Source organism: Shewanella sp. 10N.286.52.E4 (assembly GCF_041468785.1).
GTDB lineage: Bacteria > Pseudomonadota > Gammaproteobacteria > Enterobacterales > Shewanellaceae > Shewanella > Shewanella electrodiphila.
On record NZ_JBFRJJ010000017.1, the window covers coordinates 65,436 to 78,814 of the forward strand.

The 13,379-nt window shown below is 41.2% G+C and carries 9 protein-coding genes; 5 read left to right on the forward strand and 4 right to left on the reverse strand.

Annotation, left to right across the window (positions count from 1 at the left end; all coding sequences use genetic code 11):
* Positions 1-441: 441 nt before the first annotated feature.
* The 3 genes from gloA (at position 442) to AB4153_RS09190 (ending at position 3,104) form a co-directional block, all read left to right on the forward strand.
* Complete coding sequence (gene gloA, locus AB4153_RS09180) at positions 442-819, forward strand: lactoylglutathione lyase (RefSeq protein ID WP_229370077.1); 378 nt, start codon at positions 442-444, stop codon at positions 817-819.
* Positions 820-873: 54 nt separating this feature from the next.
* Complete coding sequence (locus AB4153_RS09185) at positions 874-1,974, forward strand: alkene reductase (RefSeq protein ID WP_102526531.1); 1,101 nt, start codon at positions 874-876, stop codon at positions 1,972-1,974.
* A gap of 254 nt (positions 1,975-2,228) precedes the next feature.
* Positions 2,229-3,104 carry a DMT family transporter gene (locus tag AB4153_RS09190; protein ID WP_371997139.1) on the forward strand — a complete coding sequence of 292 codons (876 nt, stop codon included), beginning with the start codon at positions 2,229-2,231 and terminating at the stop codon, positions 3,102-3,104.
* 58 nt (positions 3,105-3,162) lie between these two features.
* On the opposite strand, the gene AB4153_RS09195 is transcribed toward AB4153_RS09190, so the two are convergent.
* Positions 3,163-5,403: a winged helix-turn-helix domain-containing protein gene (locus tag AB4153_RS09195; RefSeq protein WP_371997140.1), complete on the reverse strand. Its 2,241-nt coding sequence runs from the start codon at positions 5,401-5,403 to the stop codon at positions 3,163-3,165.
* 134 nt (positions 5,404-5,537) lie between these two features.
* Between AB4153_RS09195 and AB4153_RS09200 the strand changes: the two genes are divergently transcribed.
* On the forward strand, positions 5,538-6,473 hold the full coding sequence (locus AB4153_RS09200) for a PHB depolymerase family esterase (protein WP_248955445.1): 936 nt from the start codon (positions 5,538-5,540) through the stop codon (positions 6,471-6,473).
* A gap of 35 nt (positions 6,474-6,508) precedes the next feature.
* The gene (locus AB4153_RS09205; protein ID WP_371997141.1) at positions 6,509-7,327 is read left to right on the forward strand and encodes a hypothetical protein; all 819 of its coding nucleotides are present in this window, start codon (positions 6,509-6,511) and stop codon (positions 7,325-7,327) included.
* Between the two features lie 88 nt (positions 7,328-7,415).
* Here AB4153_RS09205 and AB4153_RS09210 read toward each other — a convergent pair whose 3' ends face one another.
* The 3 genes from AB4153_RS09210 to AB4153_RS09220 all read right to left on the reverse strand — a co-directional run bounded on the left by AB4153_RS09210 (position 7,416) and on the right by AB4153_RS09220 (position 13,006).
* Positions 7,416-8,888 carry a phospholipase D family protein gene (locus AB4153_RS09210; RefSeq protein ID WP_371997142.1) on the reverse strand — a complete coding sequence of 491 codons (1,473 nt, stop codon included), beginning with the start codon at positions 8,886-8,888 and terminating at the stop codon, positions 7,416-7,418.
* A 101-nt stretch (positions 8,889-8,989) separates the two neighbouring features.
* A complete protein-coding gene (locus tag AB4153_RS09215; protein ID WP_371997143.1) occupies positions 8,990-11,056 on the reverse strand; it encodes a carboxylesterase family protein in 2,067 nt (688 codons plus the stop codon).
* Between the two features lie 270 nt (positions 11,057-11,326).
* Positions 11,327-13,006 (reverse strand): hypothetical protein, encoded by a 1,680-nt coding sequence (locus tag AB4153_RS09220; RefSeq protein ID WP_198589517.1) that lies wholly within the window; start codon positions 13,004-13,006, stop codon positions 11,327-11,329.
* Between the last annotated feature and the right edge of the window lie 373 nt (positions 13,007-13,379).

The following is a 13,379-nucleotide window of genomic DNA, read 5'->3' on the forward strand; positions in this document are numbered from 1 at the left end:
AAGGGAAACAACAGCATTTCTCTTCTCGCTGATTCATATATAAAGCGTCTTGCTGCCCCCCAACGAAATCGCTCTAACTCTTATAGGTGAGCAAGCTTCATACTTATTCGAAAATAGTTAACGCTTTATGTAGACCATTACACTGCTAGTTCCTTTATCTAGATTCCAGCTAGCTTTCTTATGGAAGGGAAGCCCCATCGACAGCGTTAGAGGGCTATAAAACCAAACTTGTAGCTTACCGATGCAGATTAAAAATGCAGCTAGATGCTCAATATCAGTGCCGTTGAAAACTTTTCGCAGATTGACTTTAATTTTATGTATAACAAAAAATTATGATTTTAAGAATTTTTAATGATTATATTTTTATAATACTAAGTCGTAAAATAGCTTTATTCGCTAGAGATAGCAGCACATTTATTTGCACATACTTAAGGGTATTTTATGAAATTTCTACACACGATGATCAGAGTTGCTGATCTTGATACATCAATAGAATTTTACACTCATGTATTGGGTATGAAGGTGTTAGAGCGTCATGAAAATACTGATTATCGCTATACCTTAGTGTTTGTTGGTTATGAGCAAGGCGGCACGACTATCGAATTGACCCATAATTGGGATACCAATGAATATGAAATGGGTAACGCTTTTGGTCATTTAGCCTTAGGTGTTGACGATATTTATGCGGCGTGTGACAAGATTAAAGCATTAGGCGGAAACATCACTCGCGAGCCAGGCCCTGTTAAAGGCGGCGAAACTCACATTGCTTTTATTACTGATCCAGATAACTACCAGATTGAACTGATTCAATTAGATTAAGTTTTCCTTGGCATATTGCCGATTGATTTCCCATTTTCGTTATAAGGAAAGACCATGAAAGATGCATTATTTCAAACTATTCAATTAGGTGAACACGCCCTAAAAAACCGTATTGTTATGCCACCAATGACACGCTCTCGTGCAACACAGCCTGGTAACTCTGCAAACGATATGATGGCTGAGTACTATGGTCAGCGCGCACAAGCAGGTCTAATTGTGGCTGAAGGCACCCAAATTTCTGCAATGGGTCAAGGCTATGCTTGGACACCAGGCATTTACTCGCCTGAGCAAATTGCGGGTTGGAAGAAAACCACTGAAGCCGTGCATGCTAATGGTGGAGTTGTCTTTGCCCAGCTTTGGCACGTAGGTCGCGTTACCCATCCAGCAAACATTGGCGGTGAACAGCCAATTTCATCATCAGCGATGAAAGCTGAAAATGTAAAAGTATTCATTGATGACGGCAGCAATGCACCGGGTTTTGTGGATGTGGTTGAGCCACGTGCAATGACCAAAGCTGATATCGAACAAGTGATTGGCGAGTATCGTCAGGCTGCATTAAATGCCATTGAAGCAGGCTTTGATGGAATCGAGTTACATGCGGCAAATGGTTATTTGATCAATCAGTTCATTGATTCAGAAGCGAACGATCGCACTGATGAATATGGTGGCTCAATCGAAAACCGTCTGCGCTTTTTAAGTGAAGTCGTCACGGCGATGGTTGATGCCATTGGCGCTGATAAAGTGGGTGTGCGTTTAGCGCCATTTACCTCACTTAACGGCACTGTTGATGCAACGCCTGTTGAAACCTATACCGCTGCTGCAGCAATGCTTAATGGTCATAACATTGTTTATTTACACATCGCAGAAGTAGATTGGGATGATGCGCCTGAAACCCCACTTGAATTCAGACAAGCCGTACGTGAAGCTTACAAAGGCGTGTTAATTTACGCAGGTAAGTATGACGCAGCAAAGGGCGGACAAGCGATTAACGATGGCTTAGCTGACATGATTGGTTTTGGTCGTCCGTTTGTATCAAACCCTGACCTACCGAACCGCATTAAAAATGGTTACCCATTAGTTGCCCATGATCCTGCTACCTTATTCGGCGGAGATGAAAAAGGCTTAACTGATTACCCAGAGTACAGTGAGCAGTAAACTAGCTCATGGCTAAAAAGATTGGCTAAAAAGATTGGCTAGTTGAATCCGCTGCGATCAACTAGAATAGAGATTAATAGCAACCTCGCTAACGCTTGGTTGCTATTTTTTTGGTATTTTAATTATTTAAATCCATCGTGATAAATCTCGTTGATTTCACAGTTTACAAAAACGATGTTCGTGACTTTATCGATAATCGTTTATAACAGCGTCACTTCTTTTCATATTCATCAATTCCACTTTAGAGGCCATACATGCGCGGAGCCTTGTTTTTATTCATCGCCACTTTGTTGGCTGCACTTGGCTGGATTGCCTCGAAAGTCGTGGTAATGGATATGCCAGGCGAGACCTTTATTGCCAGTCGCTTCATGCTAGCAAGTCTAGTGTTACTGCCATTTTGCTATAAAAGCTTATGGCGTTTGCGGGCGAAACAAATTCTACTTGCTTGTGGCGTGGGGATCTTTCTAGGTCTGGCACTATTGGTATGGGTACATGCGGTGTCAGTGACCCAAAGCTTGTCGGAAGGAGCATTTATCATGAGCTTAGCCATGATTATTGCACCGATGACAGCCTGGATTTTATTTAAGATTAAACCTAACAAAGCTTTTTGGTATGCCTTACCCATGAGTATTGCTGGGATGATGCTCATGACATTAACCAATGGCTGGGAAGTGGATGAATCTCAATGGTTCTTTTTATTCGCTTCAGCGTTATTGTCAGTTCATTTTGTATTAAATAAGAAGATCAGCAATCGTATTAAACCGTTAGATTCAATCTGCTTACAGCTGTTTATGGTAGGTTTAGTCGGCGGTATTTATGTTGCGTTCACGCAGCAAGCACCGTTTGAAGTCAGCAGTAACTTGGCGATATGGTTTGTGTTATCTACAGTGTTTGCGACATCACTGCGTTACTTATTACAGACCATAGGTCAGTATTCTGTGAACATGGAAACCGCCGCGCTGATTATGGTTTTAGAGCCGATTTGGACCTTAATGTTGAGTATCTTGATGTTAGGTGAAAGCGTAGAAATGCAAAAGCTAGCGGGTGGCGTGGTGATCTTCTTGTCATTGATTATGTATATTAAGCTGTCAAAAAGAGATACGGCTCAGATCAAAAAATCATTACAATAATAACCTGACTAACGAAAGCTACTCATTGACAAAACGCCCTCAGAAGAGGGCATTTTGTTTAATGTGATAGCGTTAATTGCCATATATTGCTTTGACTCAATTCAATTCTATCGCAGGCCAAAAAGTTGCGCTGAACGGCTAAATTACAGCCACTGGGTGCTCTGCCTGAAAAATGATGCAGAGGCTTTATTTCGTTGTTGGTTAAATTTAATGACAGATACTCTTTGCCAAGTAGGTAATATATATAGTCTCCCTTTAGCTGCCAATGTCGCCAAGCTGCAATAGGGAAATCATCAATCAGTACCTTCTCTGCCACTTCATCATTTAAGTTCTCAGTACTTACATTTAAGTTTAATTGGAATAATCCAGGGTGATTGAATTTGCTAAAGTAGAGAGTTTGGTTATTTGCTTGAACGCTATAACCGCCTTTGGTGGTCAACTGTGAGGCTGTGTCTTGGTTAATATTACCTTGTGCATCAATTGGTAATTGCCAAATATTCCACTTGTTGTCTATTTCTGCGCTAAATAAGATGGCATTTTCACTTGCTGCAACATGATGTACTTGAGCAAAGCTCTCAGCTATTACTTGCCAGCGTTGATCGTTTATTGAGTAGCGAAACAGTTGACTGTTAATACTCGCAATCAAATACTTATCGTTATGTGTCCAAGCCATTGCACTGATGTGCTTTATTTCACCTTTGAAGGCTGTTTGTATGAGCGTACTTTTACCATCTTTAATATAGATATTTCTTTCACCACTTCGATCAGAAATAAAAGCCATAATATTGCTTTGATTACCTAATACTGGTGTTTGATTGATACCTGAACTTGCTGTTAGTGGAGTGACGGTATCTGTTTTAACAACAGTATTATTGAGACTGGCGCTATCAGCTCTAGCTTCTTCAACACTAGCCTCTTCAACACTAGTGGCCTCAACCGTAATAGGATAACTGACGATGTTCATTCTAATTTGACTGCGCTCAGTGAGTATCGTTTGATCATTTTTCCCTGCTGCTAATCTAGCAAATTGATCGCTATGCTCTATTGGCGTTAATTGCTGCTTAGTTATGTCAAATATAAATAAGCCATCACTATTACTGGCCAGTAATTCAGTATCTGAGCGCCACATTAAACCAAAAACATCATCAATAAATGGATGGGTTTGCAGCAACTGATTATCGCCAAGGTCAATCAGTTTCATCGTGTCCTTGTTGTCAGCATCATATTCAATCACCGAAAGATATCGATTATCGCTAGACAGTGAAAAGGTGTAATCGCCAAGGTTATTACCGAATTGTTTGGGGTGAGTGATTTGCTGTTTTCTGCCTGTATCGATTTGCCAGGCATGGATGCTGTATGGCTCAGAGATACTCGGGCGAGATTGATACAATAATCGTTGTTTATGGCTATCGAAGGCGAGTTGTGTCACTACATTTATGCCGCACTTGAAAAGTGAGGTCACTTGCTGACTTACAGTATCTATTTGAATAATTTCACAATGGCGCTCTTGTAAGTTATTTAATCGCGATGCGTAAACAAGATTGCCACTGCCAAATACGACATCAGTATAATAAAAACTATCTTGGGTTAGCGCTGAACGGGCGCCATTGTTTATTTGTAGATGAACTTGAGCATAGTCATCACTACTTGCTCGATATAAGTAAACTAATTGCTGGTTAGCTTGATGATAAGCAGGATTAAAAGCACTGCCAGTAATGGACGTTAGTGGTTTACGTTGTATCACTTGCAGTTGATGCTTTGCCAAAGGTTTACTTTGTTTAACGATTGGAAAAGTGCCCCAAAGAGCAACTAAGGTTAAAGTAAGGAACGAAATACTAATTAAAAGTAGGACGGCTATATTTTTTCTTTTTGGATTAATAGCAATTGCTTGAGTCTCTGTTCGAGATTCTTTATGACCATTATTATCTAATAGCAGAGACGGATTTTCAGCGAATGAATCAGTTGTGTTTTCACTGTTTGTTTCTGCATCTTCCTGAGTTGGGCTGACAGTAAATCGATATCCAACTTTACTGACGGTTTTAATCCATTGTGGTGACGAGGGGGTATCTTCAATGAGCTTTCTTAACTCGCCGATAGCGCGATTGACTGCAGCATCACTGACTATTCTGCCTTGCCAAACAGTGTTGACTAATTCTTCTCTAGAAATGGCTTCTAAAGGGCGCTGACAAAAGAATAATAACAGTTCAAATACCCTAGGTTCGCATTCCAGGTGCTCGCCTTTTTTGGTTATTTTGACTTGTTCAACGTCAACAATGATATCGCCAAAGGCAAATCGCATTTATATCCTTATGATTTTATTAATCATTATTATTCCATTATCAAACCATTCTTACCTCTTTATTGCTTGAAAGCAAGGTCGCTACACACTATGTGAACGAAAGCAAAGCACTTAAAAATGTTAAAGGGAATGATATGAAAAAAAGCACAAAGCAAGTAAGGATTAATTTTCAACTAATAAACAAGCCAAGTCGACAGTATAAAAACTTAGCAGCTTGTACGGTATTAACTGGGCTGCTCATGGGATGTAGCGGAAGTAATAGCAACGAATCAGTTGATGCCCCAAAGGTTACAGATGAAACGCCTAAATGTGCAAGTAAAGCGCCTTTAGAGGGTTCTAGCTGCTTAAGGCTTGATGAGCGTGACGTGATTATTTACACCCCTGATGAAGAGATAAAAGGTATCGCATTATTCTTACATGGTGCGCCAGGAACACCCCAAAAAGTGTCTGGGATTTTTGATGCGAAAACCATTACCGAAGAACAGCAATTACTGTCAGCTAGCCCGCAGGGCAGTAATGAGTTTTGGGGCTGGGATAGTTTAAATACAGAAAGAGGAGGCGCTGTAGATACAGATTTTATAGTGAATCTTATCACGCGCTTGAAAGCAGAAAATAATATTACTAGCGATAAAGTGTATGTGTTTGGTTATTCTGCTGGTGGATTTATGGGGTACAAATTGGCCTGTGAGATCCCAGAGCAAATTTCTGCAGTCGTATCCCTTGCTGGCCAGTTTCGCGGAGACTTTGAACAGTGCACAACTTCTACACCAGTGACCATACATCATTTACATAGCCCTAGAGATACCGATGTCCCTATGAATGGTAGAGTCGAGGGCGAAATCCAATCAGTGGATGGCACCTTAGCCCATTGGCGTCAAATCAATGGTTGTGACGAGACAACTGAAATAACGGCACATCCTGCAGTGAGCGCCTTGAGTAATGGTACTGAGACGAAGTTATGGCAAGGATGTATTAAGCCTGTACGTTTTTCAGAATTGAATAATGTACCTCATGAGGCGGTATATGATGCGGCAGCACTAAAGCAAATTTACACGCCGATTTTTAACTAATCCAAACATTAATCAGGCCGCTCAAAGGAGTCATTATGTATTTAAAATATGTTATCCGTTTCGCCACTGTGATTATTACAACGGGACTTTTATCAGCTTGTGGAAGTGACTCTGTAATGAGTGAGCCTGCGCAAGAAACTCCCCCACCAAAAATAACAGAGACAAATACTGCTAGTAATCTAGCAATTCCAGATAATAGAGATGTTCAACATTATCAAGTGTTACTGTTTGGCAATAGTCATGTCTCTGCTCAGGCAAGCTTGATAACTAAACTGATTTTGGCAGGTAATAGCAACGTACAAGTTTCTGCAGTGAATGCGGCTGGTGGGTATTTAGATAATCCAGTTAGTCAGCAGCGCAGGTTAGATATTTTGGCTTCAAAGTCATGGAGTCATATTATTTTACAAGCTCAAAAGTACTCGCAATCAGGGACTGTATCTTATCCAATCATTGCTGCAAGAACATGGATAGCAACAGCGAAAGAGTCGGCAATTACGCCGATTCTATTTCCTGAACACCCACAAAAAGGCAGACCAGATGAAGGGCGGCAAGTACACTCACTGCATCAAAGTATTGCAGCAGTGCAAAAAGCCTGTGTTGCCCCTGTGGGATTAGCTTGGAATAAGACCTTAATGACGGATCCAAGTTTTAAGTTACACAGTACAGATGGAAATCATGCCTCGCTGATGGGCAACTTATTGACTGCTTTGGTGTTTTATGAAGTGATAACTGGCCAGTCTGCAGATTTGTTGCCGTATATAGCTGATATCGCAGTTGAGGAGTCGACACAACAGCTATTGGGGCAAATCGCATCGGAAACCATTCAAGCTAACCAAGCGTGTGAGTTTGACTGAGATTAATGGGTCGTAAGCAAAAGATTGATAATCACATCAATAATAAAGCGTCCTTAGTGGGTAACTAAGGCCCCCGTTTTGTCGTCTATTAAAGCTCCGACTCACCATCCATTTTCTTGAATAACCAATCCGGTAGCTTATGCCAGCTACCATAGTTTGGGTTTGACTTTAGTACTTCTTGTTGCGACTGCCATTCAATCTCGCCTTCAGCGTTTTTGCTCACTTGCCAATACAGAGATGATTGCTGGGCAAATAGGTAATGATGCAACTTCTCAGCAAAGGCTGCACTGTGAACAAATAACCCAAACTCCACATTGATAAAGTCTGAGCGCGGATCAAAGTTAGACGACCCGACATAAGACACGCGGCTATCTAAAATGATGGTTTTATTGTGATAATAAGTATCGCCATGATAAAAGTGGTCATCATTTTTAGCCGTGTCTTTATATTCGAAAATATCGACGCCCATATCCAGTAAGGTTTTACGGTGTTCTTCGTAGTAGGCGGGTATAAATAACGAGTCGTTCGATGCCGATGAGTTTGTGACTAGCTGTACTTTTGCACCTTGCTTTGTAAGCTTTGATACCACCGAAAAATCACCGTCGGTTGGCACAATATATGGGGTTGAAATAACCGCCTCTTTGGCATTAGCCAATTCATCCTGGATTGCAATTTCAGCACGTTGTCTAAAGTAAGGTAAACGGTTTTCCATTTTATTTAGCGAATCAAACACTGGGGAAACGGTGACATCAATCCACTGCGCTGCTGGCATTGTGTTGATGGTGTGCTCAATATCGGCAATAATTTCAGCATGCTTTTTTGTTGCCTTATTGAAGGCTTTTTTAAAATAGCGGGTATCGTTAATGTCTTTTTTAACATGAATCAGCTCGGCAATAGGCACTAAGTGTTCACTGTGCCACTGACGCTCGTAATTGACCGCGAAAGGCGCGATGACGTCACCTGAAAATAAAACATCTAGGTCGTAAAAGTTGGCCGCTTTACTGTAACCGAAATATTCGTCACCGATATTTCTACCACCTAAAATCATGTACTGATGATCAATGTTAAAGTATTTTTCGTGCAGGCGATTATCTAGCTTCTGCTGATGAATTTGAAAATCAAAAGCGCGTCCAGCCCAACCCATTTTGCGCGAATTAAAAGGGTTAAATATTCTGATTTGTACATTAGGGTGTTTATCAATATCAGCTAACCATTTGTCATTAAACACTAATAAGTCATCTAAGGTTAACCTAACTTTGACGCCGCGATCGGCAGCCTTGCTAATTTCATTTAGCAGGCTTAGTCCTAAGGTATCGCCATTCCATGAAAAGTAGGTCATGTCGATGCTACTTTTGGCTTGCCTGACTAACTCAATACGGTGTGCAAATGCTTCATTGGCTCTAGGGATGATATAAGCTTGAGCTTGATAATCACGCTTTTGAAAGTTGGCCTCAAAATCGTCTGGTACGCTTGGGTTCGGGGTGGCGCAGCCGCTTAACAGCAAGATGCCACATAGCAAAGCCCAAATGGAATTGTGCTGGTTAAGTTTGAATAATGTCATTGAAAATATTTTACCTTAGCAAGAAAAAGTCATAGAAAAGGCCAGCGAACTGGCCTTATTAACATGTCATTAGTGTGTTGTGGTAGACACCTGGTTAATGCTTACATGTAACCTAATATTAGATTTAGGTTTTCTAGTCCTTGTAGGCGACCGCCGCGTAATTCTGGGTCGACGCCTGGTTGTTTGCTATCCCAATCTTGGGTGAAGGTTTCAACGCCATCTTCATCAAACACAAGTACGCTGTCACTGTTGTATTGGTAGTCGTTAAACAGCTCATCGCTGAACCATAGACGAGACATTCTATCCATCAATGCTTGGTCTTTAGTGCTTACTTTTACTGAAGAACCATCCAGTTTTAACGATTTGTTAAACACAAATGGCAGTTCTGATGCATTACAAGCACCGCTAATACAGCTTACAGTCTTAAGTACATCGCCAATATCCACAGCGCCTTCTTGTCCATCGGTATTGTAAGTCCATACGTTAAAGCTTGCGTGATAACCAAATTGGTAAAAGGTCGCTTCTACATTATCCTCTTGGCTGTCGCGAGCCTGTTTACGTGCAGGTCCTGCAAATAACACGTCATTCAACATCATTTTAAACTGCTTCATGTTGGCTAACGCGCCTGACACTTCACCTTCTTTGTTTGGGTAAAAATCAGTTAAGCCTAATAAGCCATTCGTGGTGTCACCATTACCTAAACCAAAGTAAAACTTGGTAATCGCCTCGTATGCAGAGCTTGGTAAAATATCGCCAAGCTCGACTTGCGCTTTAATATCATCAGCAGTTAGTTGGGCTATTTCTTGCTCTACTAATGCCATGTTATTTTTGTCTGCAAGCCACTCAATCATGTTTTGGTTAACATCGCCTTGCTCGATTAAATCTTGGTCATCTTCAGTCATTAAGTTAATAATGGTTGGAATTAAAAACGTTAAGCTTGGCAGCATAGCGGTGCTGCTAGCTTCGTCAGTGTTTGACCCCACAACCGTTGGCACAGTGAAGTGATCAAGTGCTGGCTGAGTTCTTAAGTGATAACCTTTAATGGTTGAACCAAAAATCGGTTTTTTATATTCAATGTAAGGCGCGAAAGGCATTAAGTTTGCCAATGGCGTCGTTTCATTTGAAACCTTACTGGTTAAACAAATACCACTGCCAACTAAGTTGTCTAAGTCAACACAAGATAATCCAGTCCAGTCGCCAATGCGCGAAAGCGCTGATGATGCTTTTCTTTGTACTTCTAACAATTGATCAAGTGGCAAATCTTTTAAATCAACTTGGTCAAGCTCAGGCATTTCGGCCTGATAATCTGCTATTTTATCGGCAAAATCTTCTGCTTGGTCGTAACTACGATAATCGAAACCTGCTGGATTACTTTGCATAATCGCGCGAGTAAAGTACTCACCTGACATCGGCTCTTCGGTGTCAGTTTGCTGTAAAATACCGACAGACATAGCGCCAGCGCCTTGACCCATTAAGGTGACATTTTCAATATCACCGCCGAATTCTGCGATGTTTTGGTTAATCCACTTAAGGGCTGTTTTTTGGTCGCCAAGGCCATAGTTGCCGCCCTGCGAATCTTTCAGCCAGTGGCTGCCTAACATGCCTAAACGATAGTTAAGGGTAATGGCAATAAATGGGTTACCTTCAGCTGTACCTTGAGCGACAACGGTATCGCCATGAATAAGCGGTTCAGAACCTGCACCAGACTCGAAATCGCCACCATGAATAAATACATAAACAGGTAATGATGTCTCTTCTGCGACATCTGCAGGACGCCAAATATTAAGGCTTAAACAATCTTCAGATTGCAGTTCCTGTGTGGTTTTAAGCTGGGGACAAGCAAAACCAAACTCTGTGGCATTAACTTCAGTTGTCATGTCGCTTACGCCGCTGTGAACAAATCGTTCTGCTGTTGCGTAAGTAATGCCTTTAAAGCTTTCAATGCTGGCTAAAGACTCTTCGCCGTCACTTGAAGTGACTACGTGAGATTCTTTTGTTGCTGTAATAATGCTGTTACCGATTTCAAGGCTGACTTCTTCAGGTGGTAACGGCTGAAGTTGTGGTGGTGGAGTCGGTGTTGTTTCTGGCGTCTCATCACTATCACTACCGCAAGCGGCTAAAGTCAGTGTAATGGTAACGGCTAGTAGTGTTTTATTGAACAAAGTCATCGTTGTATCCTGTAATACTCTAGCTGTTATAAGCTAGGCTGTTGACGTAGCCAGCAGTTCGCCAAGTTAGGCTTACTGATTATTGTTAAGGTCTGTTGGCTGCGCTGTCAGTGAATGTGGGTGTATAATAATTGCTCAAGCTATCTATCTGTAATCGCATATGTAGGATGGAGTCCTCATTGAGTTTTCAGCCTACATAGCCATAGTCAGTGATATTGAGCTAGCCTTTAGTTGGCTAGCTCGTCATGTGCTTTGTCGAACAATTAATATTTAGAAGTGGTAGCCAAAGTTAACCGTAAATGAGTTACGTGTTTCGCCTTTGTTGTAAAGCACACTCAGGTTGTAGTTTTTGCCAAATTGCTTGTTAAATCCGATTAAGTAAGCCCATTTGTTTAGGTCTACGCCGACGTTATAGAAAAATTCTTCTCCGCCTAGTTCAACACCAGCAATCGTGCCTTCCATATTCGGATTTAAGTCTTGATACTCAGCACCAACAAAAATTTGTGCACGGTAATCAGCTAATTGGTAACCCAACATAGGTTGAATCGTTAAGATACCGTCGCTCCATTTATCACTACCTTCCATTTTTGTTTTGGTGTAAGTGGTTGTTACTGAGGCAAAAAGCTGTTTGTAGCCAACTGATAAAGTCGTACCGATACCGGCTAAGTCATAATGTAAATCAAGTGGCACTGATAATGTGCCCGAGTTACATAATGCAGATAGCTCATCACATAGTGCGTTACCTAATCCTGGTAGTTTGTTATTCAGTGCATCTTGTAGTTGGCGACCAATTTCACCGGTGTACTCCGCATCAACCTGGGCATCAACATTCAGTTTTCCGTAGTACCCAAACACATTCCAAAATGGCAGGATGTTCATTTCACCGCGTAAAGTTAATGTTTCAGCATTCACTTGGGCTACCGATTTATAGGGATCGAATAGCTCATTTAACTTAATGCCCATAATGTCAAAGTCAGTAAAGCCAAAGTTCATATCTTGGTTGCGGTACGCCATAGAGATACCAAACGGTAAAGGCACATCAATGCCTTGCTGGCGAACCATGTCACTCATTAAAGGAAAGACTCTGTCTAACTTTACGCTTTCCTCTTTGTATCTCGGATCAGATACCTGTGATAAACGTGCTTCGTTTAGCACTTTAGAGTGTGTTTCATCATCGTAAAAAACCACAGGTTCAACCAAGGTAGTAACACTCACAGGTTGGGCTTTTTTATTCATGCCAATAGCTTGGATGTGCTTTTGCTTAATTCTGACGCCTTCATCGTGAACCTCAAAATCAACCACTTGTTGATAGTCATTAATTCGAAAATTTTGGTATGCAAAATCACGAGTATTTTTAATAACCATACGCACTGGTTGATTGTTTTCCGCAATGATTTTAACTCGCATAAAACGGAAATAAGCGATGTCTTGTGGTAAGCCAAATTTTGAATAGTTAAATGCAATTTCTACCTGACCATTACCCAGCTCAGTTGCAGTAACAGAGTTTGGATCGTAGCTTTGGGCATATTTACGTAAGCGATACTCAATTTTGGTGTTGGCTTCAATTTCATTGATGATGTCTTCATTTTCATCAACCTTGGATGGATCGTATTTAATCCTAAGGTCAATGTTGCCTTTCTCATCAGTATTTTGAACCAAGAAGACTTCAGAACGACGCTCTTGGTCACCCACTTTAGTTGTGCGGCTTACATGCTCGACCAAGTGCTCACCTTGCGCTAATGAGCTTAAGCCAAGCTTAGGTAGATCATCAGCAATACCGTACTTTGCAAAAATAGCTCTGCCAGTCAAAATTTGTTCTTGCTGTTTAACGACTTCGATTTGCGTATCTTCAGCAAATGCATGCACTGGATAATTGAGTGCCAACAAGCCTATACCAAGGGTTAATACTTGCATTGGGAATGATGTCATCCAGTTCTTTGTAAAGCTCATGTCTAATACTCCTATTGAACCGCAAAACTATGCGTATTCAATCGTTATTGATATCAACTAACGAACCTTGGTCAGTTGTGAACCCCATACAATTTCTGCTTAAAGTGGCGCATCTTTATGTGCTGCTCATCTTGTTACATTGTTGAAATTGCATCGGTCTTAATGTGTTGGCGAGCATTCTAGGGGGAGACATTAATTTAAGTTAATCGCGTTTGTAGGATGAAACCCTCAGGTTGTTTTTTGCTCGCTGAGGGTTATTTGTTCTTTATTAAGTCGTGGGAGCGAGTTAATTGAGCTGAATGGCAATTAACCAATTGCCAATCGTCGATTGGTTTTAAGGGCGTAGTTTTAGTCGCTTAGTTATAGGCGCTTA